Origin of the sequence: Aurantiacibacter sp. D1-12 (genome assembly GCF_028858515.1) — a bacterium.
Taxonomy (GTDB): domain Bacteria; phylum Pseudomonadota; class Alphaproteobacteria; order Sphingomonadales; family Sphingomonadaceae; genus Alteraurantiacibacter.
In genome coordinates this window covers 479,028-499,938 of record NZ_JAPJZJ010000002.1, presented here as the reverse complement: position 1 = coordinate 499,938, position 20,911 = coordinate 479,028, and the positions used below count along the sequence as shown (strand labels likewise).

Here is a 20,911-nt window from a genome sequence, read left to right as displayed (position 1 = left end):
GTGGGCCGGCCGCCGCTGTAGGAAAGCACATTTTCGAGGCTGCTTGCATCTGGCGCGTCCCGGCCTATCGTGGCGCAGGGGGAAATTACACATGTATTACAGAATTCTGTGCGCGCTTCTGCTGGTCCTCACCCTTTCGGCCTGCGCCAAGAACGTCACATTCTTCCCTCACCATGCGCAAACCCGGGCGGAGGGCATTACGCGGGTTTATGTAGACGCGCATGGCAGTATCTATCCGCGCAGCCATCTCAACCCTGTCACCAGCGACCTGCCTTCCGGCAGTCTGTACCGCTACATGTCACGCGGCCAAGCCAATGAGTGCGCCATAGCGCCAGCCGGGTCGCAGGCCGGGCGATTGTGCGCTACGCAGGGCGACCTCGAGCTCTGGCGCGATGTGCAGGCTACGATCTGGTCGGAAACCGCCGACGAGGTTCTCGCGCAAAGCGGAGCAGCCGAGCGCGATGTCGACCTCGTCGTCCTCGTGCACGGGTTCAACAACGATTACGGTGAAGCCAATAGCGCGTTTCTCTTGGCGCAGGATGCGCTGCGCACCCACGCCAATACAGGCCGACCGATCCACTTCGTCGAGGTGTACTGGGATGGGTTCCAAGGCGTGCAGAATCGCGCATGGAGCTATGCGCAGGGGTCGGGGCCACTCGTGGGTTTCCAGATGCGACAGCTACTCAACGGGATTTCGGAGGGGCTGCAGCAGCGCGCCGACAATGCCACCACCGTGCGTATCCTGACGCATAGCTCGGGCGCGTTCGTATTGGGCGCGACTTTCGGCAATCCCGCTGCCGCGCTGCCCGAACTGCGCGATCCCGACAGCGAAGGTTACTACCTCTTCGCGCAGCACGCCTCGCTCGATTACACCCAATACCGCGTGCCGCAATTCCGCGACTTGCGCATCGCCATGCTCGCCGCAGCCACACCCAGCCTGACCTTCGATCCGATGGGTGACGAAGCGGCCGGTTTCCTCAGCGAGGGTGCCCACGTCATGCTCGCGGTCAATCCGAATGATGCCACGCTGGACAAATACGGGCTAGGCGCGAACTTTTTCTGGAGCGGCGCAACCAATCTCGGCATCGAAGCCGAATTCTATTGCGAAGATTTGCGCGGCGATCCGCTTTTGGCAGGGCGCGACGTCAGCTTTGTGGGGTATGATTTCGACCGGACAGGAACACCGCTGGAAGCCGAGTACCTGCGCGAACATGCCTTCACCAAATACATCGAACAGGCCAATCTCCATACGTCGTTCTTTGCCGATTTCATGGCGATGGAACGAGTGGATCGGAGCAGCCAAGTGGCCGATCTTTGCGAGGGCTTCACCCCAGAAGGTTAAGCGACCACTTCCTCTATGCCGGGCACGGTGATCGTGCGCTGGCCGCCGAAATCCTCGTGTACTACGATCAGGCCGGTCTTCTCGAGATGTTCGAGCAGGCGGCGAATGCGCCCCGGGCTGGCGGTGCCATAGACTCGGGCAAGCGTGTCTTCATCGGGTGATGCGCGTCCTTCGGCAGCGGCCACCACGATGGCGAGATAGGGTGCGAGGACATCCTCTGCGACGTTTTCTGCCATGTGTTCAACGCGTTCGCGCTGTTCGGGGTCGAGTCGGCCCACGCCCGCGCTGGCGAAAGCGAACAGCCGCCGGAAGGCAGGCATATCGACATGGGCAGACGGGATCGCACGCTCGCGGCATCGTGTGGCAAAGGTGCGGAACAGCGTGCTGGCAGGCGTGAAACTGGCGCCGTCCTCTGCCGCCATTTCACGTAAGACGCCGTCGATATCGCCCTGTGGCAGCGGGATGGCCGGACTATCGCCCTCGGGCTGCGCGGGCTCTGCGCTGTCGGCCATGCTCTGCGCCAGTTCCTCGACCGCCGGAGCGGGAGGCGGCGAGGGCGGCGGAGTGCGCACCGGCTCAGCCGCTTCTTCCTTGAGCGAGTCGTGAAGCAAAGCGCCCATGGCCTCGGCATCGGTCTTCGGCAGCGGGGTGAGTGCGGTCGCCGAATTCTTACCGCCCGATTTGACGCTGCCGATATGCACCGCGACCGGGCGACGGCTGACTGCCGGGCCAAGCCCAAGGAAATGCCCGCGCTGCAAATCGCGGATACGCTCCGCCTGCTTACGGTCCATACCAAGCAAGTCCGCCGCGCGTTGCATATCGATATCGAGGAAAGTGCGCCCCATCAGGAAGTTGCTCGCCTCCGCCGCGACGTTCTTGGCGAGTTTTGCCAGTCGCTGCGTGGCGACGATCCCGGCAAGCCCGCGCTTGCGGCCGCGGCACATGAGGTTGGTCATGGCCGACAGCGTCATGCGCCGCGTATCTTCCGCCATTTCACCTGCTGCGGAAGGGGCGAACATCTGCGCTTCATCGACCACCACCAGCGCGGGAAACCAGTGTTCGCGCGGGGCATCGAACAGCGCGGTAAGGAACTGCGCGGCACAGCGGATCTGCTGCTCGACCTCAAGCTCTTCCAGCGCCAGCACCACGGAGGCACGATGCTGCCGGATGCGGCCCGCCAGTGCCTCTATCTCTCGCGGAGAATAGCTTGCACCTTCAATGACCACGTGATCGAAATGATCGGCCAGCGACGTGAAATCGCCTTCGGGGTCGATCACCACCTGCTGCACCATTTGCGCACTCTGTTCGAGCAGCCTTCGCAGCAGGTGCGATTTGCCGCTGCCCGAATTGCCCTGCACCAGCAAGCGGGTTGCTAACAGCTCCTCCACGTCCACCAGAACGGGAGTGTCGTGCACGTCCTTGCCGATTTCGATTTCCGCTTTCACCCCGTCAGCGATAGGTCAGGCGAGGTCGCGCGCCTAGCGTGGCAGGAAGGCTTATCCAGCGTTCAGTGCCGCGTGTCGCCCATCGCAAGAATTTGCTCTGCTTCAATCTCGCGGATCGTATCGACGCCCATCTCTGCATGGATCTTCAGCTTTGCGAGTGAGTTGTTGACGCCAAGCGCCATCATCTCGACTTCCTGCTGCCATTCTGCCCTTGTCATGCCTGCCTCGAAGTCGGCTGCAACACTCAGCGTGACGCGGCAGTTGCTATCGTCAATCGGATCAATATCGTAGCTTTCGGTTGTGCCGATCAGGCGTCCGACCTGCGGATCGGCCTTGCAATCATAGGCGTAGGATTTTCCGGGCTTTGCCTCGCTTATGTCGAGCAGAAAGGCATGTTCGGGTAGCATATCGAGCACCATGCGGAAGCTGCTCGCCCCGGTAGCCTCGACTGAGCCAACGTCCCGCTTCCAGCATATGTCATCACCATAATCGATGATGCGATAAAGCTCTTCCGCAGAGCACGCGAAGTCGGCGGCATACTGGAAGGCCACCGGTCCTTCGGGTGCGGGTTTTGGCTTGAACAGTCCGAACATGGCAAATTCCCTCAATAGCCTGGCTGGGCGTAACGGCATTGCGCTAAGGTCCGGTGGGCAAGCGCGGTTAATGGCCCAGCTCGCTCCTCAGCACTTTTCGCCTGCTTCAAGCATCTTGGCGCGCAGGCCCTTCTGGTTGATGTTCTGGATTTCGATGCCGGGGTGGGCGTTCACTTCCAGCACCATCGGCCCGTCGTTTTCGTCCAGGATGATGTCGACGCCCAGATAACCGAGACCGATTGCGGCACTGCACTTGGAGCTCATTTCCAGCACGCGGTCCCATTCGGGAAGCTTCACTCCGATCAGGTTGACGCCGGTGTCGGGATGATGGGTAATCTCTTCGCCTACCACCATGGCACGGGTGATAATGCCGGTGTCGATGTCGACTGCGGCACCGATGGCGCGCTGGTGCAGGTTGGCCTTGCCGTCAGAAGCGAGCGTGGGGATGCGCATCATCGCCATCAGCGGATGCTCGCGAATAGAAATAACGCGCACGTCAGGCAGGCCTTCGGGAACAAGCGCAAGGATGCGGGCATCAGGGCGGATCAGCGGCTCGATCAGCGCAGCATCCTCCGACCCGGAATCGCCGGAAAAGCCTCCGTCAACAATGCGGCGTACATGGTGCACCACGTCTGCCGGAGTAATCTTGGCCCCCGAACCCTTGTACCAGTTGTTGCCTTCGCGTTTGAGCGCAAGAACGATCCCGTCGCCCTGGGAGCCGCGGGCGGGTTTGATGGCCCAGCTGTCGGGCAGGTCGCGCAACGGATCGAAGTTAAGCAGATCCCCATAGCTGGAGATTACGCATATTGTGCCGGTAGTTACGACGCCGCCAGCGTTCAGGGCCACCTTGGCCGCTACCTTGTCGCGCGCCTGCTCGATCGCCCAGCGGGGATTGTATTTGGCGATAATGGCGTTGCGCAGATTGATACCAAGAATCTCGTCCATCGGGCTTCCGAACTTCTGGCGTGAAGGCCGGGAGGCCCCTGCCGAAGGTCGGGATGGGGATGCGTGGGATTTCCGGGGCGACAGGCGTGATGACGTCTTGTTCGTCGTCCCGCTCTGCAGTCTCGGCGGCGTCGGCTTCTCTTTCTTCAAGAGCTTCGAAAGCGTGAGCATTCTTCCTTCCTTCCAGCCAGATTGGCGCGAAGCGTTTGATCTCGCTCAGGCGCAGGCCGCGATATCGGCCCAGCAGGGCAATCGCGAGACCGGCAAAGCCGGGCAGCACCAGCGGAGAAATTTCGATGAGGGTGAGGGCCACGTGGCTGACCATCACGAACTGGATCATGAGCGCGAGGAAGAAGGTACTCATCGCGATCGAGAAAGCTTCCCACGCGCCGTCCTTTTCCCACTGGCGGTACCAGCGTTCCACCACCAGCGCGGTCACCACAACAGGGAAGGCATCGACCTGAAGCTCTGTATCGAGCGCGACCTGCAGGCCGGCGAGCACGAACACCACGAAGCTGATCAGCACGCCGAGGAAGCCCACGCGTGTCATACGTAGCTTGAGCAGGGTCGGCGCCACCAGCATGCCGACGCCAACGGCTGAAATAAGAACCAGCGGACCGAAAATCGGGCCGATCTGCAGGAAGGCGATAGCGATCAACATAGGTGTGAAGAGGCCGAACGCCTTCATCCCCACGAAGCTTCGTGCCAGCACCACGAGGAATGCACCTATGGGCAAGGCCATCAGCAGGTTGGACGGCTTCATGCCCCAGACCTGGTAGGAGACCGCTGCCTCTCCCATCGTTTGCGGCATGTAGAAAACGTTTTCGGTATTGGCGATACCTAGGAAAGCGAGCAGGCCAATAACACCGAAAACGGCCGCACCGATCAGGGCGGGCCGTTTGATCTGCGGCGTTGCTTTGCCAAGCACGCGTCGCAGTTTGACGAGGCGGCTCAACCGCCATTTGCGAAAGCTCTTAGAAGACATAGCCAACGCTCAGGCTAAAGCGATATCCCTGCCGGTCGCGCACGGGATCGTTACTGTCGCTGAAAATGTACTTGGCTTCGGCTTCCATGCGCCAGTTGCCTGTCCACCACAGCAATTCGACCTCTGGAACGAACTGCGTGTCTTCGCGCGCTTCGCCGCCAGGTGTCAGGCGGCCGTCAAAGCGGGTGTGGCGCAGCTCGACTGCCGGGCGAACGCGCAGGTCACGCGTGATCGGCTGGGTATAGGATGCACCTACGCTTTCGCGGGTGTAGCTGCGATCGGGATTGTCCGAATTGATCTCTTCGGCGCGCAGGTCGAAATTGATATAGTTGTAGCGTCCCAGACGGTGGCGGTATTCAAAGTCCACGCGCGGCCCTTCGCCTGTCGAAGAGGTGCCGCCCGGGCCTTCGCTGTCATCATATTCGCGGTCACGCCAGGTGCCCGAAAGGCGGAAGCGGTGCGCGCGCTCGGGCTCGTATTCTATGCGGACAGAGCCCTGCTTTTCGTCTGTGTCGGGCGATTCGACGGTGACGAGATCGTCATACAAGCGGCCGCGGAGCTGCACTTCCCAGTCATCGCCCACAGCTTGCGAGAACTGCGCGGTCAGGCGGTCGCGGTTGTAGGCATCGCGACCCGTAGCGGAGCCAAATCGTTGTACTTCGATGCGGTCGGCTTCGAAGCGGAACTCGCTCTTCTCATTGCCAAAGGTCACGCCGGCCTGCGCCCGCAAATAGCCGCCATCGCCATTGATGATCAGCTCGTCATCACGGTCTTCGCTTTGGGAGAAAACGGTGCCGAGTTCGATACGGGCGAAAGGATCGAGCTCCCAGGCGTTCTCGTCCTCTTCGTCCTGCGCATGGGCAGGCACGACCAGCAGCATGGCGGCAAGCGTCACGTAGACAAGCGTGCGCAGCCAACTGGTAGCAGACATAGCTTGGGCAAGAGGAAGCGTATCCCTGAACATGTCAGGACTTTTACGCAGGCAGTGGTTTACGAATTGCTAACTGTAAAACGAAACGTTTGGCGGTGCAGCCAGCCGAAAAGCTATCCCTTGCCGCGGGTCTTTGTTTTTCCGGCCTTTGCATTGGCTTCAAGAAACTGCACGATCATGCCCGCCACGTCCTTGCCGCTGGCCCTTTCGATTCCTTCAAGGCCGGGGGAGGAATTGACCTCCATGATTACCGGACCGTGATTGCTGCGCAGCATGTCGACGCCGCACACGTTAAGACCCATGCGTTTGGCCGCGCTGACAGCGGTTGAACGTTCGGCAGGAGTGATCTTCACGAGCTCTGCGCTGCCTCCGCGGTGGAGGTTGGACCGGAAATCATCCGCCGCCCCGGTACGCTTCATCGCCGCGACAACCTTTCCGCCCACCACCAGAGCGCGGATATCGGTGCCGCCGGCTTCCTTGATGAATTCCTGCACGAGGATGTTCACATTGGCGCCTCGGAAAGCCTCGATAACCGATTTGGCGCTACTCATCGTTTCTGCCAGCACCACACCGATGCCCTGTGTGCCTTCAAGAAGTTTGATCACGACCGGTGGGCCGTTGACCGCCTTGATGATCTCCTGAGCCTGCTTGGGATCGTTGGCATAGGCGGTTAGCGGTAAGCCAAGTCCATGCTTTGCAAGGATTTGCATAGACCGCAGCTTGTCCCGGCTGCGGCCGATGGCGACGCTTTCATTGAGCGGATAGCACCCGCGCATCTCGAACTGGCGCAGGATCGCAAGACCATAGTTGGTGATGCTCGCTCCGATACGCGGGATCACCGCATCATAGCCCACGCATGGCTCGCCATTGTAGAAGACCTGCGGGCGATGGCTGGCGATATGCACCGTGCAACGTGTGGTGTTGAGAATATCGATCTCGTGACCGCGCTCCTCTGCCGCCTCGACCAAGCGTTTGTGCGAGTAGAGGTTCGGATTGCGCGCGAGCATGGCAATTTTCACGGCTTATGTCCTTTCTTCGGCTCCATGCCGGGTGTTTGCAGCCAGCTGTGGCCCGAATCGACCAGAAAACGCCGACGTAGCGATGACCGCCCTATCAGCATGGGGAATTTCATATCGGAACGGTCCGCCAGACTGATCTCGGCGCGGAAAGTAAGGCTGCCGATCTTCAATGGCGTCTTGATGACATAGCGGCGCTGGGTTTCCCCGTTGGAGCTGGTGATCCCGCGAATATCGACATGCACCGCCTCGCAAGTGTGGCGCTGGCCGCCCCAATCGACGCAGAAACGCACGTAGCGCTTCCCGTCGCGCTCGAATTCCTCAAGCACTTCAGCATGCAGCGATGATGTACGCGCGCCGGTATCGATCTTGGCGGGAATCCCGGTGAGGCCGAGATCCGGCAAACCCACCAGCTCGCGCCAGCCGACAGGGCGCAATTCGCGTTTCGTCGTCATTGGTGGCGCTTAGAGCATTTTGTGACGATGAGGACTAGTCGCAGTTTCGGGTAAGAGCGATTGCTTGCGTTGATGCCACCTGTCAGGTGGAAAGCGGACGCGTCTTTCAACTCGTCAGCGACATTCGACACGGTCTGAATAGGCGGGCTGCGTGACACAGGTGCCGCCTCCTACGACTTCGACATCCCCCCCGCCTCTTCTGAGAAACGCAATCTGGGCCTCGCCGGAAACGTTGGCGTAGTTCGAGCCTGCTCCGCCGACCGTGATGTCGGCATCTGTGACGCGGAGCCGCATGGCATCGATCGATCCCGCTCCGCCGACCGAGTATGTCCCCTCACGCGCGGAGCCGGTCGCCAATATGCTGCCCGAACCATGGGTTGTGAGGCTGACCCGCTCGACATCAATATCGGTGATCTCGACCGACCCGGCCCTTTCGAGCGTTGCGGCAAAGCTTTCGCCCTGCGGTCGCCACACTTCGACAGACCCCGGACCCTGGACATTGATGGACGACAGACTTGGCGTCCAGACGACGACATTCAGCCCCGAACCCGGATTCCAGCTCCAGCTCGCGCCCTCGCGATATCGGATGGTGAGTGTGCCGTCCTCGACTGCCACAATGGCATCCTCGATCAAGGCACGCGGACCCTGCAATCGCGCCCGATTTCCGTCGGCATCCGCTATGACCAAAACCTGGATCGCACCGAACACTCGCACATCATCGAATTCGGTGAGCGGAACGTCGAGCACCGGATAGGGGCTGGGATTTCTTTCGGCGGCGCTAGGCGGAACCTGTTCGGACGTCGCGGCATGATCCTGCAAAGGCGGTTCGCTATCCGAAAGGGTGAGGGCGAGTGCGGCAGTGGCGAGCAAGATCATGATGGCGGCTCCAAAATAGACCAGCGTCCGGTTCGTGCTGGATTGGGCCGCAGGGGTAATGTCCGCTGCCGGACCGGCCACCCCAATACTGCTGGGTCCCATGGAATTTGGGGGTCCCGCTTCGGCATGATTGAGTATCCGGGCTGCTTCCCGACTGTTGGATACACCCAGATGGCGGCGAGCTTCGCGTAAGTGCTCGGTCACGGTGTGAACCGAGATGTCCAGCTCGCGTGCAATCGATTTGGTGTCGAAGCCGGCTTGCAGAAGCCGCAAAACCTCTTTTTGGCGAGGAGTTAGCTTTTCAAGATCCGCCACACTCATTGTTCTGAATACTTAGCAAAAATGCGATCTGCTGCAATCGGTCAGAACCTGGCCAGGGCCCGTCAAATCGGATTGCCGTTCTTATCGCGATAGATATCCCGCCGCCCGACGTGGTTCGCCGGGCCAACCAGCCCCTCGCTCTCCATGCGTTCGATCCATTTGGCGGCGGTGTTGTAGCCGACGCCCATCTGGCGTTGCAGCCAAGAGCCTGACGCCTTCTGGTTCTCGATCACCATCTGGCAGGCCTGGCGGTACTTGCGCTCTTCGGGGCTGTCCGACGCGGTGAGTTCGTCCTCGAAGGTGATACCGCCTTCTTCGGGCTCTTCGGTGACCGAGTCGACATATTGCGGGGCGCCCTGGCTGCGCCAGTGTTCGGCGACCTTCTCGACCTCTTCATCCGACACGAACGGCCCGTGCACGCGGGTGAGCTGGCCGGAGAGCGGCTTGTAGAGCATGTCGCCCTTGCCGAGCAGCTGTTCCGCGCCTTGTTCGCCGATGATCGTGCGGCTGTCGATACGGCTCGATACGGCAAAGCTGATACGCGTGGGCAAGTTGGCCTTGATGACGCCGGTGATAACGTCGACCGAGGGGCGCTGCGTGGCGGTAATCACGTGGATACCTGCCGCACGGCTCTTTTGGCACAGGCGTTGGAGCATTCCTTCGATTTCCTTGCCAACCACGAGCATCAGATCGGCCAGTTCGTCCACGATCACGACGATTTGTGGAAGCACCTCGTAGTCGAGCTGTTCTTCCTCGATGATCACATCGCCCGTCTCGGGATCGAAGCCCGTCTGCACGGTGCGCTGGAGCGGCTTACCCTTGGCGGCGGCGGCGCGGACGCGGTCGTTGAAGCCAGCAAGGTTACGCGCGCCCACGTCCGACATCATGCGATAGCGGCGCTCCATTTCCTCGACTGCCCATTTGAGTGCGCGCACCGCCTTTGGTGGTTCGGTGACGACCTCAGCGAGGAGGTGCGGGATATGCTCGTAACTCTTCAGCTCAAGTACCTTGGGATCGATCAGGATCATCCGGCACTCTTCGGGCGTAAAGCGGTAGAGCAAGCTGAGCAGAATGGCATTGAGGCCGACCGACTTACCCGCGCCCGTAGTACCCGCAACCAGCAAGTGCGGCATGGCGGCAAGGTCGGCAACAATCGGATCGCCCGAAATGCCTTTGCCCAGGATGATCGGCAGGCTGCCTTTGTTGTTCACATAGGCTTCGCTTTCGACCAGCTCCTTGAAGCTGACCATCTGCCGGTCGGCATTGGGCAGCTCGATACCCATTACCGTCTTGCCGGGGATCGGCGCGACGCGGGCGCTTATGGCGCTCATATTGCGGGCAATATCCTCGGCGAGGCCGATCACACGGCTGGCCTTGATGCCGGGGGCTGGCTCGAGCTCGTACATGGTGACCACGGGGCCGGTCTTCACCGCGGTAATCTCGCCCTTGACGTTGAAATCGTCGAGTACGGTTTCCAGCAGGCGGGCGTTCCGTTCGAGCGACAGCTTGTCGAGCGGCGCGGTGTTGCCCGATGCCGTATCTTCGAGCAGGTCGATGCCCGGTAGATCGTACTCGGCGAACATGTCCTTTTGCGCGGCCTTGGGTACGGGCTTGGCGCGGCGCGGCGGTGCGGCGGGATCGCTGATCTCGGGTGCGCGGCGCTGGGCGAGGGGCGTGACTTCGCCTTCACCCTCGTCATCCGCGCTGCTATCCTGCGCTTCAGGGCGACGACGCTGCTTCTTGGCCTTCTCCGGTTTGAACGGATTTGCCGGACTGGTTAATTGCGGTGGATTTCTTATCCATTCTGGTAAAACAAGGAAGCGTGACCAGTCGAGCGCGAAGATGCGGCCGGCAAGGAAAGCGCCGCCAAACAGGCTGGCGACCCCGCCCGCGAGGATCGCCCAGAACCGCCCCGCCTCTGGAAGCAGTCCGGCGAGCGCGCGGATGCCGTCTTCACCAAGAAGTCCGGCAAGGCCGCCAAATCCGGCGGGCCAGGAGTGATCGCGCGCATCGGTCACGAGCGAAAATGCGGTGGCGAGCAGCGCCATGGCGAGCAGCATGATGGCAACGGTGCGCCACCAGCTGCCGCCCCAGCTTTCTTCCTCATCCGCATCACGCCACAATTTGCGTGCAAAAACATAGGTTAGCGGCAGAAATAGTACCGAGACCCAGCCAAAGGAGGTGAGCGCAAGATCGGCGACGAAAGCCCCGGGCTTGCCCATCCAGTTGTCGACCACGTCACCCGCGGCGGTGGAGAGCGAAGGATCGGTCTGGCTATGGCTCAGCAGCGCAATCGCGAGGAAAATCGTGAATCCGTACAGCAACACCGCGCCTGTCAGCTGCGCACTACGCGTCAGCGAGCGGCGGAAAGCGGCTTTCCAATCAGCACCTTGTTTCGAGGCCCGGCTGGCCATGGAGGATCCCCTTGCGAATGCGTCCCGGACGAGGAGAATCCCATACGGGGACTCGCGGGTCAAATAGTTTGTTTTTCGCAAACGCGGAGACGTTTTCGTCCTCGGTGCTATTCTCTCCGCTTCGCTGCGCGGCACCTGCGGTCGCGCAGTCGCGCTCTGTCGGTCGCTAGTCGCGCCCGATCCCAGCTCTACCAAGCTACCGTGTTGCGGAGCTCGCTAGGGGACTAGCCGAGGGCAAGGGCGAACGCCCGCCCGCAGCGGGCGCAGCTTGCTGCGCATCTAGCGAGGACGCATCGATGGAGGTCGATGCGAAAATCAAACCGGAAACCCATCGATCGCGGCCCATCGCTCGCAACCCAGTCTGTTGGCAGAGCGCACACTTATCCCTCCCAGCGCAATCACCGGCATCTGCGCGTGACGCGCTAACGTTCGCCAACGCATTGCCCCCAAAGTCTTCGCCCCTGGGTGCGAGCGCGTGGGGAAGACCGGTGACAGCATCACTGCATCGGCCCCGATCCGGTTAGCCTGTGCGATCTCGCGCATGTTGTGCGCAGTGGCGATCATCAGAAGGTCGTGGCGGCGCGGGTAGAGCGACAGCGGTGCACCATAGATGCCGTCTGCACCCCATTCGCGCGCCGTCAGCGCACTGTCGGCAAGGATCACGAGATGGCCTTCCGTCCGCGCAATGCGGTCGAGGGTGCGGAAACGGGCGTACCTTTCCCGATCAGGCAGATGATAGTGCCGGAACACGAAGCCTAGTGGCACCGTGAAGGATTGCAGACTGCGCTCGATCACATGATCATTACGTTCGTCCGAAAGCAGCCAGAGGTCAGGGAGGGGCTGGAATGCGGCCATCGGGCGGCTATAGCGCGGGCATGAGTGAAAACGCCACAGACCGTTTGGCCGCCGTAGAGGCCGAAATCGCCAAGGCCTGCAAGATTGCCCGCCGCGAGCCCGAAGACGTCTCTCTGATTGCGATCAGCAAGACCCATCCGGCAGGGGCGATCGCGCCGCTTCTCGACGCAGGGCAACGCGTGTTCGGTGAAAACCGCGTGCAGGAAGCGGAAGGCAAGTGGCTGCAGCTGCGTGAGGAGACGCCCGGTGTGGAACTGCACCTCGTCGGCCAGCTGCAATCGAACAAGGCAGACGATGCCGTGGCGCTGTTTGACTGCATCCACTCTCTCGACCGGCCATCGTTGGTGAAGGCGCTCGCCAAGGCATTCGACAAGGCGGATAAGCAGGTTCCGTGCTTTGTGCAGGTCAATATCGGTGATGAAGATCAAAAAGGTGGCTGCGCAATCAAGGACCTGCCCGACCTGCTTTCGCAAGCACGCGATGCCGATATTCCGCTCGCCGGCCTGATGTGCGTGCCTCCCTTCGGCATCGAAGCCGCGCCCTATTTCGCACTGATGGCCAAACTGGCAGACGATCACGGGCTTGAAGGACGCAGCATGGGCATGAGCGGGGATTTTGAGACCGCAATCATGCTCGGCGCAACGCACATCCGCGTTGGGACCGCGCTGTTTGGTGAGCGTGGCTAGCGCAACCGTCGCAGCGCGTCCTCAAGCCGCAGGGCCAGCGCGGCAATGGCGAACGGGGCGAACACCAGGCCTGTCCAGAAATAGTCAGGCTCGAAAATCCTGCCTGTGTATGACACGGTGAATGTCACCACGATAGCGTTCACCCCAACCCAGTGCAGCCAGCGCCAGTACTTGCCCATGCGCCGTTGCGCAGCGTCGTTCGACGTCAGCGCCATCAAAACGATCAGCACATAGACGAGACCGCCCAGCGCCACTTCGGAGAGTTCTCGCGGGCGGAATTGCAGGACGTTTATGGCCAGTGCCAGCAGGTGAAGCATCATCAGCCCGGCAAAGGCCAGCCCGAGGTGCCGGCGCCGGCGAGCAAGCCAGGTCCACGGGTTGCGCCTGAAATATCGCGCTGCCGGACCGGCCGAAACAACCAGCAGGAACATCAGAAACGAAACGCGAGCGGTATATCGCGCGCTGAGAAGCGCCATCTCGCTCACCGTGTCGGAAAGAGCGTAAGCACTGCCAAGTGCTATGGCTGCCAATGCCACTGCAGCGCCGTAAATGCGTGCCAACCCTACTGACTTTTTCCCGTCCATAGCTGTTGCTTGCCACAAATTCGCAGAGCTGGGCAATCGCAAGAGTTGACGCCAACCCCCCTGCCACGCCAAACCGCGTGTTCACACAGTTTCAGGACATCAGCATGACCCTTCGCAACGCCAGCATCATCGCGCTCCCGCTCCTCACCGTACTCTCTGTGCCTGCACAGGCGCAGGACGCAGATCCTTATGCCGATTGCGCGGCGCTGACCGATGATGCAGCGCGGCTTGCCTGTTTTGATCGCACCTATGCGGCCCAGCGTGTGGTTATTGCCGAGGCGGCAGAGGCTGCGGAAGTGCGGCGCGAGGAAGTTTTTGGCTTCCGTGAGGAAGATGCTGCGATTGAGCGCGAAGAAGAAGACGCCACGCTCACCGTTACCGTGGCCGAAGTTCTTCGCGGATCAGGCCGCACCCAGGTTCTGCTGATGGAGAATGGCCAGCTCTGGCGCGAAGTTGACGGATCGACGCTACGCAACCGCGCACGCGTCGGCTGGACGGGCACGGTCTCGCGGCACTGGTCCGGCGCTTACGAAATCCGTTTCGAAGGCCGAAGCGGCTACCTTCGTGTCGCCCGAATGCGTTGATTTTTTAGCGAATCCGCACCCTGTGTTAATCCGCATCCTGGTGAAAACCTAAAGTTAACCGGAACGTCATATATTCCACCCTGTACGAGAGTAATATCCGGCGAACAGGCGGATTAACACGATGCTGGAAAGTGGGATCATGCAGTCGCACGCAGACGAAAACACAGAGATTGAGGAGCGCCGCGGCAATGACCGTCCGGCGGTCAATCTCCAGTGTGAAATCCGCGTCGGCACGCGAGCTTGGCGCAAGGCACAGGTTGCCGATCTGACGCCGGGTGGTTTCCAGGTGCAGATTCTCGACATGCCGCCAATGGGCACCCCTGTTTATGTGCGCATGGCCAACCTGCAGATGATGCATGCCGAAGTGTGCTGGACGAAGGTTGATACCGCAGGGTGCAAGTTCCTCCAGCCGCTGAACGAACACGTTTACAACCACATTCTGAACTTCATCCGCGCCTGATGGCGCCAGACTTCAGGCCGCTCGGGTGCCCGCGTCCGGCTCTCCGGCAGCGATAGCGTCCAGCAGGGCTCGCTCTACCTTCTCCAGCCGTTCTGCCGATTGCAGTTTCGCGCCGAGAAGATCGGTAACGTAGAACGTGTCCACCGCGCGCTCGCCGTAATGGGTGATGTGTGCCGAATTGATCAGCAGACTCTGTTCGAACATCGCGCGCGTCAGGCGGTTCAGCAATGCCGGACGGTCGGTCGCGTTGACCTCGATCACGGTGAAACGGTTGGATGCGTCGTTATCGAAGCCGACTTGCGGCGCGATGCGGAAATGTTCGGCGCGCATTTGTTTGAGTGGCCGCTTGGCCAGGCTGGACACCATGTCGATACGATCCAGCAGCGAATCCTCGATGCTCTTTTTTAGCCGAGCAATCTGCTGTGCTTCGCGGAACGGATTGCCCAGCGGATCCTGCACCAGCAGGTTATCGACCGCTTTGCCCACCCGGTTGGTGTGAATACGCGCATCGATAATGTTGCCCCCCGCCAGCGTGATGGCGCCTGCGATCCGGTAGAACAGGCCGGGATGGTCATCGCTGATCACCGTCACCAGTGTGGCGCCGAGCGAGGCATAGTATTCGGCATTGATCGACAGTGATTGATCCCCGTCAAGCGCGGCCTGATAGTGCGGCAGGTTGATCGCAATCACCTCTTCCGGCTCGGCAATCCAATAGGCATCGTCGAAAGCGTTGGAGAGGTCCTCCACCAGATGCGCCTGCTTGCCGAGCATCTCGGCCACGCGTTCCTTCTTCGCGGCCACCCGTTCGGCCCGACCGTGTGTCTTATGGCCAAGCCGCAAGCGCTCCTGCGCGGCTTCGAACAGGTCGGACAGCAATTGCCGTTTCCAGCTGTTCCAGACGCTCGGACCAACCGCGCGAATATCAACGATGGTGAGCACGGTGAGCAGGCGCAGCCGCTCCAGCGTGTGCACTTCGGTCACGAAATCGGTGATGGTCTTGGGGTCGGCGAGGTCGCGCTTGAAGGCGAAGGCGCTCATCCACAGGTGATAGCGCACGAGCCAGGCGACCAGCTCGGTTTCCTTCGCATCGAGCCCCAGCCGCGGGCACAGTTTTAGAGCGACCTCGGCCCCAAGCACAGAGTGGTCACCACCGCGTCCTTTGGCGATATCGTGCAGCAGCGTGGCGACATAGAGCACGCGGCGATTGGCCAGCTTGGGTAATAGTTCGCTCGCAAGCGGGTGATCATCAGCCAGCTTGCCGCGCTCGATCTCGCTCAGCAGGCCGATGGCGCGGATTGTATGCTCGTCCACCGTGTAATGGTGGTACATGTCGAACTGCATCTGCGCGTTGACCTTGCCGAAATCGGGCACGAAGCGGCCGAACACGCCAGCTTCATTCATCCAACGCAGCACGGTTTCGGGATCGTTCTTTCCGGCCAGCACATCGAGGAATAGCGCGTTGGCGCGCTTGTCTTTGCGGACCTTGGCAGTGATCAGCGCGGCATCGCGGCGAGCAATACGGATAGTGCCCGGATGGACTTCCAGCCCCTCCCGTTCGGCTATGGCGAAGAGTTCGATCAGCCGGACAGGATCAGTCGCGAACCAGTCATCCTTGGGTGCGGCGATCGTGCCATCGTGAACCAGGAAGCCGTCGATCTTCTTGGCCCGGCCCTTGCGCATGGCATTGAGAAGCTCGGCAACGCGGCTCCGTTCGGCGGTCTGCTCTTCCAGATGTGAGAGGAACAGTCCGGTCAGGTGGCCGACGTGTTTTGCCTGCAGGAAATACATCTGCATGAAGCGCTCGACCGCGCTTTTGCCCGGGCGATCAGCGTAATTCATACGATCAGCAACTTCGCGCTGCAGGTCAAAGGTCAGCCGATCCTCGCCGCGCCCGGCAATGGTGTGCATGTGCGCGCGCACGGCGAGGAGGAAGCTCTCCGCACGGCGGAACTGGCGATATTCTTTCTGCGTGAACAAGCCCTTCTCGACGAGCTCGGCAGCGCTGTGCACGCGGTGCAGATACTTGCCCATCCAGTACAGCGTTTGCAGGTCGCGCAGGCCGCCCTTGCCGTCTTTGACATTGGGTTCAACGACGTAGCGCGAATCCCCCATACGCTTGTGCCGCTCGTTCCGTTCGACCAGCTTTTCCTGCACGAAAGCGTTCTGCGATCCGGGGACGACTTCACCCCAGAAAAGGTCACGCGCCGCGTCATAAACATCCTGATCACCCCACAGGAAGCGCGCTTCCAGCAAGGCGGTGCGGATGGTGAGATCTCCCTGCGCCATACGTGCCGATTCCGCTAGCGAACGGCTAGAATGGCCGACCTGCAGGCCAAGATCCCAGAGGTAATAGAGGATCGCCTCGATCACCTGCTCGCACCAGCTGGTGGGCTTGTCTGGCGTGATGAAGGCAAGGTCGACGTCAGAAAATGGCGCCATCTCGCCGCGCCCGTATCCGCCCACGGCCAATAGCGCGATCCGCTCTCCGCTGGACCGGTTGCCTACCGGATAGACGTCATCAACCACATGATCGTGGATCACGCGAATAAGCTGGTCGATCAGGAAGGCCTGGCCGTGCGCATGCTCGTGGCCGGCACCCGGGCGTTTGGAGAGACGCCGGGCGAGTTCTTCGCGGCCCGCTGCGAGAGCCTCTTTCAGCGCCGCGACAATGTCCATCCGGCCCGACTGCGCACCTTTATCCTCCACGATAACTGAAACGCTCGCGGCCAGTGCGCGGCGATCAACAATCTTGCGCTGCTTGGGGATACGGGGAAGGCTCACAGCTGTAGAAATACGCGCGGTGCTGGCGCATTGCAAAGCGATCATGCGTTTGCGCGTGATTAGCAGGGCTTTAACCCGCGGCTGCTCTATGCCATTGCGCGCTCATACAGGTCGTGACCGGCCGCTATGCCAAAGGGCGAATTGAACATGCTGGACATGCTGGCGGCAGCCACAGGTGATGTGATTTACTGGCGCGATTTGGGTCTCAGCCCGGGTCTCGACCTCGGCTTCTTCGAACTGAAATACTATTCGCTCGCTTACCTGCTCGGCATCATTTTTGCCTATTGGCAGGTCTCCAAGATGCTCAAGCAGCCCGGCGCCCCGATGGCGCAGGTGCATGCCGATGACCTGTTCTTCTATTGCACGCTCGGCATCATTATCGGCGGGCGTCTGGGCTATGCGATGTTCTACGACACCAGCCTGTGGACTACGTTTGAAGAGGACTCATTCGTATCCTGGCGACTGCTGCGCCTGTGGGACGGCGGGATGAGCTTCCACGGCGGACTGGCTGGCGTTGTTGCCGCTATCGCCTGGGTTTGCTGGCGCGGTGGGCTGCCGTTCCTGCGCGTGTGCGACTATGTCGCGGTGCCGGTGGGCGTGGGCATGCTGCTCGGGCGGCTGGCGAACTTTATCAATGGCGAGCTTTGGGGCCGCGTTGCAGGGCCAGATGTCCCGTGGGCCATGGTTTTCCCCGGAGGCGGCGATGTCGCGCGCCACCCCAGCCAGCTCTATCAAGCCTTCGGCGAGGGGCTGGTCGTGCTCGTCGTGATGATGAGCCTGTTCTGGTTGACCAACGCGCGCTTTCGCAAAGGACTGCTGGTGGGTGTTTTCACCGTCCTCATTTCCCTCGCGCGCTTCGTGAACGAATTCTTCCGCCAGCCCGACGCGCAGCTGACCGAATTTGCCGAGCGTACCGGTCTTTCGATGGGCCAATGGTTGACGATCCCGTTGTTGCTGCTGGGCTTGGGCCTTATTGCGTGGTCGCTGACTAGGCCAGCGATTGGCAGTAAAATTGCCCCGCACAAGAGCGAAGCGGAGGCCTCTTGAGCGACTTAAGAGACGAAGATGCGAAGCGCGATCTGGGCGATACATTTCGCCGTCTGATCGCTGCTACCGGGCCCATCAGCCTGGCGCACTTCATGGGCGAATCCAACCAGCGCTACTATGCCGACAAGCGCCCGATCGGCGGGCAGGGTGGTGACTTTATCACCGCACCTGAAGTCAGCCAGATGTTTGGCGAGCTCATCGGGCTGTGGCTGTCCGACATCTGGATCAGGGCCGGACGGACAGAGCCGGTGCACTACGTCGAGCTGGGTCCGGGCCGGGGCACGCTGGCGCGCGATGCATGCCGCGCCATGAAGCGATACAATGTGGAGCCGCGCGTGCACCTGGTCGAGACGTCGCGCCGCCTGCGCGATGCACAGCTCGCCGCCAATCCGAATGCGATCCACCACCATGATCTCTCGACGGTGCCCACCGAAGGGCCGTTGTTGATCGTTGCCAACGAATTTCTCGATGCGCTTCCGGTGCGCCAGTTGGTCAAGACCAATGAAGGCTGGCGTGAAGTGATGGTAGGCGTGGACGCGGACGGGAATTTCATCGAGATGCCCGGCCGCCAGCCAATGGATTCCGCCGTGCCAGAGGCGCGCCGCGGCGATGCACCCGGCACCGTCATCGAAACCAGTCCCGCCAGCGCGACGATCATGTTCGAGGTTGCCGGACGGCTAAGAGATCAGGACGGCGCCGCGCTCTTTATCGATTACGGCTATCGCCACGGTCGCAGTGGCTCGACCATCCAGGCGGTGAAGGATCACCGGAAAGTCGGCATTTTCGATACACCGGGCGATGTCGATCTGTCCGCCCATGTTGATTTCGCCCAGATGGAACAGATTGCCCTGTCCCGCGATGCGCGCGTGCTGGGCACGGTGCCGCAAGGGGAGTGGTTGCAGGCTCTCGGCATTCGGGAACGTGCGGACGCGCTGGCCGAATATGCGCCGCAACACCGCGAAGCATTGATGCTCGCGCGCGATCGTCTGATCGAACCCGATCAGATGGGCGAGCTGTTCAAGGTGATGGGCCTGGTCGCGCCCGGCTGGCCAGACGGTGCAGGTTTCCCGGTCCGCTAGTGCGCGATAGCTGACTTGGCGATGGTGATGGCGGCGACCATGCCGTCCTCATGGAATTTGCGCTCGATAGCGCCGCCGAGCTGCCCGGACACGCTCATTTCAAGCAAGCGGGTCCCAAAGCCCTCTTCGCCGCTGGCCTTGATCTTCGGGCCACCTTCCTCGACCCAGCGCATGCCGATCATGCTGCCGTCATCGGTGATTTCGAGCGTAACCGTTCCAGTTTCGTTGCTAAGCGCACCATATTTGGCAGAATTGGTGGCGAGCTCATGGAACACCAGTGCGAGCGGAGTCGCAGCACGGGGGCTGATTTCCGCATCGAAGCCGGTCACCAGAACGCGCTTCTCTTCTTCCGAATGCGCATAGGGTGAGAAAAGCGATTCAAGCAGCCCTTTCAGGCTTTCCTGGACGACGCCGCTCTCCGGCCTCACGAATTCATGCGCCCGGCCAAGCGCACGCATGACATCGGTGAGCTCGCGCGCAAAGGGTTCATGTTCGGGCGCGCGTTTCACTTTGAGTGAGGCGAGTCCGATGACCACCGCGAAGATATTCTTGATCCGGTGTGATAGCTCGCGCGCCAGCATGTCACGCTGTTCCAACGCCTGATGCACTTCATCGATATTGGTAACGGTGCCGAACCAGCGCAGGTTGCCTCCCTGAGAATCGGTCACCGGAACTGCCAGCGAAAGCACCCAGGCCCATGAACCATCACTCTGTTTGAGGCGGTATTCGGCCTCGAACTCCTCGCCGCGGTTGAAGGCTTCGTACCAGTCGGCGAAGACCTTCTCGGCATCGTCCGGATGGACATATTGCCGCCAGTCTTCGGAAACCTTGGGCGGACTGGTGCCCACCTGTTCTTCCCAGCGCCGGTTGAAGTAGTCGAAATTGCCATCCGCATCGGCAGACCAGGCAATTGTCGGTACGCCGTCAATCATTCGCCGCAAGCGATCCTCGCGGTCTTCGATCTCGCGCATCAATTGCAAATTGGCGCGGCGCGCATTCAGCCGCCGCATTACCGCTTGCGCCAGCACTTGCATGCCTTCGCGCTGAAGTGCGGTGAGGCCATGCGGGTGCGGGTCTGTATCGAGCACGCACAGCGCGCCTAGCGGAGCGCCTTCGTCCGACACGAGCGGCTGACCGGCATAGTAGCGCAGGTGCTTTTCACCCGTGACCATCGGATTGTTGGCAAAGCGCGCGTCCTTTGTCGCATCGTGCACTTCCATCAGGTCGGGCTCGACCATTGCATGGGCGCAGAAGGAAACTTCGCGCGGCGTTTCCCGCTCTTCCAATCCCTCTTTGGCCAGGAACCGCTGCCGCAGCTCCTCTACCAGAGTTATCGTGGCGGCAGGGGCCCCACAAAGCTTGGCCGCGAACTGGACGATAGCGCGAAGTTCTGTATCATCTTCCAATGCATCGCTCGAGAACGAGTCGACGACTCGTAGACGCGTATCCTCCATCACCTGCGGATGAAACGCTGTTCCAGCCGATTCAGAAATATAATCGTTAGATTTCAAT

General features: G+C 61.0%; 19 protein-coding genes. 6 read left to right on the top strand and 13 right to left on the bottom strand.

The features are described from left to right. Positions 1 to 91: 91 nt before the first annotated feature. Positions 92 to 1,342 (top strand): hypothetical protein, encoded by a 1,251-nt coding sequence (locus OOZ52_RS06555; protein ID WP_274697699.1) that lies wholly within the window; start codon positions 92 to 94, stop codon positions 1,340 to 1,342. On the opposite strand, the gene OOZ52_RS06550 is transcribed toward OOZ52_RS06555, so the two are convergent. The 10 genes from OOZ52_RS06550 to OOZ52_RS06505 all read right to left on the bottom strand — a co-directional run bounded on the left by OOZ52_RS06550 (position 1,339) and on the right by OOZ52_RS06505 (position 12,178). Next, positions 1,339 to 2,787 (bottom strand): helicase HerA domain-containing protein, encoded by a 1,449-nt coding sequence (locus OOZ52_RS06550; RefSeq protein ID WP_274697698.1) that lies wholly within the window; start codon positions 2,785 to 2,787, stop codon positions 1,339 to 1,341. The two genes, OOZ52_RS06555 and OOZ52_RS06550, sit on opposite strands and share 4 nt — an antisense overlap. Before the next feature lie 62 nt (positions 2,788 to 2,849). Beyond that, a complete protein-coding gene (locus OOZ52_RS06545; RefSeq protein ID WP_274697697.1) occupies positions 2,850 to 3,380 on the bottom strand; it encodes a hypothetical protein in 531 nt (176 codons plus the stop codon). 87 nt (positions 3,381 to 3,467) lie between these two features. Beyond that, the gene (locus OOZ52_RS06540; protein ID WP_274697787.1) at positions 3,468 to 4,259 is read right to left on the bottom strand and encodes a sugar-transfer associated ATP-grasp domain-containing protein; all 792 of its coding nucleotides are present in this window, start codon (positions 4,257 to 4,259) and stop codon (positions 3,468 to 3,470) included. Beyond that, positions 4,153 to 5,310: a 7TM domain-containing protein gene (locus tag OOZ52_RS06535; protein WP_274697696.1), complete on the bottom strand. Its 1,158-nt coding sequence runs from the start codon at positions 5,308 to 5,310 to the stop codon at positions 4,153 to 4,155. The genes OOZ52_RS06540 and OOZ52_RS06535 overlap by 107 nt, the downstream gene beginning before the upstream one ends. Next, entirely contained in the window at positions 5,300 to 6,241 is a 942-nt protein-coding gene (locus OOZ52_RS06530) for a hypothetical protein (protein WP_274697695.1), read from the bottom strand. The genes OOZ52_RS06535 and OOZ52_RS06530 overlap by 11 nt, the downstream gene beginning before the upstream one ends. A 113-nt stretch (positions 6,242 to 6,354) precedes the next feature. Further along, positions 6,355 to 7,260, bottom strand: coding sequence for a 30S ribosomal protein S6--L-glutamate ligase (gene rimK, locus OOZ52_RS06525; RefSeq protein WP_274697694.1), 906 nt, complete (start codon positions 7,258 to 7,260; stop codon positions 6,355 to 6,357). Next, complete coding sequence (locus tag OOZ52_RS06520; protein ID WP_274697693.1) at positions 7,257 to 7,712, bottom strand: ATP-dependent zinc protease family protein; 456 nt, start codon at positions 7,710 to 7,712, stop codon at positions 7,257 to 7,259. Before OOZ52_RS06520 ends, rimK begins: the two co-directional genes overlap by 4 nt. A 114-nt stretch (positions 7,713 to 7,826) precedes the next feature. After that, positions 7,827 to 8,909, bottom strand: coding sequence for a GIN domain-containing protein (locus tag OOZ52_RS06515; protein WP_274697692.1), 1,083 nt, complete (start codon positions 8,907 to 8,909; stop codon positions 7,827 to 7,829). 62 nt (positions 8,910 to 8,971) lie between these two features. After that, positions 8,972 to 11,323, bottom strand: coding sequence for an FtsK/SpoIIIE family DNA translocase (locus OOZ52_RS06510; RefSeq protein WP_274697691.1), 2,352 nt, complete (start codon positions 11,321 to 11,323; stop codon positions 8,972 to 8,974). 315 nt (positions 11,324 to 11,638) lie between these two features. Continuing rightward, a complete protein-coding gene (locus OOZ52_RS06505) occupies positions 11,639 to 12,178 on the bottom strand; it encodes a thiamine phosphate synthase (protein WP_274697690.1) in 540 nt (179 codons plus the stop codon). A gap of 20 nt (positions 12,179 to 12,198) precedes the next feature. Between OOZ52_RS06505 and OOZ52_RS06500 the strand changes: the two genes are divergently transcribed. After that, positions 12,199 to 12,864: a YggS family pyridoxal phosphate-dependent enzyme gene (locus tag OOZ52_RS06500; protein ID WP_274697689.1), complete on the top strand. Its 666-nt coding sequence runs from the start codon at positions 12,199 to 12,201 to the stop codon at positions 12,862 to 12,864. On the opposite strand, the gene OOZ52_RS06495 is transcribed toward OOZ52_RS06500, so the two are convergent. Continuing rightward, positions 12,861 to 13,424 carry a ferric reductase-like transmembrane domain-containing protein gene (locus OOZ52_RS06495; protein WP_274697688.1) on the bottom strand — a complete coding sequence of 188 codons (564 nt, stop codon included), beginning with the start codon at positions 13,422 to 13,424 and terminating at the stop codon, positions 12,861 to 12,863. The genes OOZ52_RS06500 and OOZ52_RS06495 overlap by 4 nt on opposite strands. 128 nt (positions 13,425 to 13,552) lie before the next feature. Between OOZ52_RS06495 and OOZ52_RS06490 the strand changes: the two genes are divergently transcribed. Together OOZ52_RS06490 and OOZ52_RS06485 are read left to right on the top strand one after the other, a co-directional pair. After that, the gene (locus OOZ52_RS06490) at positions 13,553 to 14,032 is read left to right on the top strand and encodes a hypothetical protein (RefSeq protein WP_274697687.1); all 480 of its coding nucleotides are present in this window, start codon (positions 13,553 to 13,555) and stop codon (positions 14,030 to 14,032) included. Positions 14,033 to 14,171: 139 nt separating this feature from the next. Beyond that, on the top strand, positions 14,172 to 14,492 hold the full coding sequence (locus OOZ52_RS06485; RefSeq protein ID WP_274697686.1) for a PilZ domain-containing protein: 321 nt from the start codon (positions 14,172 to 14,174) through the stop codon (positions 14,490 to 14,492). A gap of 12 nt (positions 14,493 to 14,504) precedes the next feature. Here the strand turns inward: OOZ52_RS06485 and OOZ52_RS06480 are convergent, their stop codons facing one another. Then, on the bottom strand, positions 14,505 to 17,273 hold the full coding sequence (locus OOZ52_RS06480; RefSeq protein WP_274697685.1) for a [protein-PII] uridylyltransferase: 2,769 nt from the start codon (positions 17,271 to 17,273) through the stop codon (positions 14,505 to 14,507). Between the two features lie 147 nt (positions 17,274 to 17,420). Here OOZ52_RS06480 and lgt point away from each other — a divergent pair, with 147 nt between their 5' ends. Further along, positions 17,421 to 18,320, top strand: a complete 900-nt coding sequence (lgt, locus tag OOZ52_RS06475) for a prolipoprotein diacylglyceryl transferase (RefSeq protein WP_274697684.1) — start codon at positions 17,421 to 17,423, stop codon at positions 18,318 to 18,320. Continuing rightward, complete coding sequence (locus OOZ52_RS06470) at positions 18,317 to 19,399, top strand: class I SAM-dependent methyltransferase (RefSeq protein ID WP_274697683.1); 1,083 nt, start codon at positions 18,317 to 18,319, stop codon at positions 19,397 to 19,399. The genes lgt and OOZ52_RS06470 overlap by 4 nt, the downstream gene beginning before the upstream one ends. On the opposite strand, the gene OOZ52_RS06465 is transcribed toward OOZ52_RS06470, so the two are convergent. Continuing rightward, complete coding sequence (locus tag OOZ52_RS06465) at positions 19,396 to 20,910, bottom strand: PAS domain-containing protein (RefSeq protein ID WP_274697682.1); 1,515 nt, start codon at positions 20,908 to 20,910, stop codon at positions 19,396 to 19,398. The two genes, OOZ52_RS06470 and OOZ52_RS06465, sit on opposite strands and share 4 nt — an antisense overlap. Position 20,911 lies beyond the last annotated feature (1 nt).

What these genes read in the sequence shown, in the direction of transcription:
- OOZ52_RS06555 (WP_274697699.1), top strand. Translation starts at nt 92, where the DNA reads ATGTATTACAGAATTCTGTGCGCGCTTCTGCTGGTCCTCACCCTTTCG.
- OOZ52_RS06545 (WP_274697697.1), bottom strand. Translation starts at nt 3,380, where the DNA reads ATGTTCGGACTGTTCAAGCCAAAACCCGCACCCGAAGGACCGGTGGCC.
- OOZ52_RS06535 (WP_274697696.1), bottom strand. Translation starts at nt 5,310, where the DNA reads ATGTCTTCTAAGAGCTTTCGCAAATGGCGGTTGAGCCGCCTCGTCAAA.
- OOZ52_RS06530 (WP_274697695.1), bottom strand. Translation starts at nt 6,241, where the DNA reads ATGTCTGCTACCAGTTGGCTGCGCACGCTTGTCTACGTGACGCTTGCC.
- OOZ52_RS06520 (WP_274697693.1), bottom strand. Translation starts at nt 7,712, where the DNA reads ATGACGACGAAACGCGAATTGCGCCCTGTCGGCTGGCGCGAGCTGGTG.
- OOZ52_RS06515 (WP_274697692.1), bottom strand. Translation starts at nt 8,909, where the DNA reads ATGAGTGTGGCGGATCTTGAAAAGCTAACTCCTCGCCAAAAAGAGGTT.
- OOZ52_RS06510 (WP_274697691.1), bottom strand. Translation starts at nt 11,323, where the DNA reads ATGGCCAGCCGGGCCTCGAAACAAGGTGCTGATTGGAAAGCCGCTTTC.
- OOZ52_RS06505 (WP_274697690.1), bottom strand. Translation starts at nt 12,178, where the DNA reads ATGGCCGCATTCCAGCCCCTCCCTGACCTCTGGCTGCTTTCGGACGAA.
- OOZ52_RS06500 (WP_274697689.1), top strand. Translation starts at nt 12,199, where the DNA reads ATGAGTGAAAACGCCACAGACCGTTTGGCCGCCGTAGAGGCCGAAATC.
- OOZ52_RS06490 (WP_274697687.1), top strand. Translation starts at nt 13,553, where the DNA reads ATGACCCTTCGCAACGCCAGCATCATCGCGCTCCCGCTCCTCACCGTA.
- OOZ52_RS06485 (WP_274697686.1), top strand. Translation starts at nt 14,172, where the DNA reads ATGCAGTCGCACGCAGACGAAAACACAGAGATTGAGGAGCGCCGCGGC.
- lgt (WP_274697684.1), top strand. Translation starts at nt 17,421, where the DNA reads ATGCTGGACATGCTGGCGGCAGCCACAGGTGATGTGATTTACTGGCGC.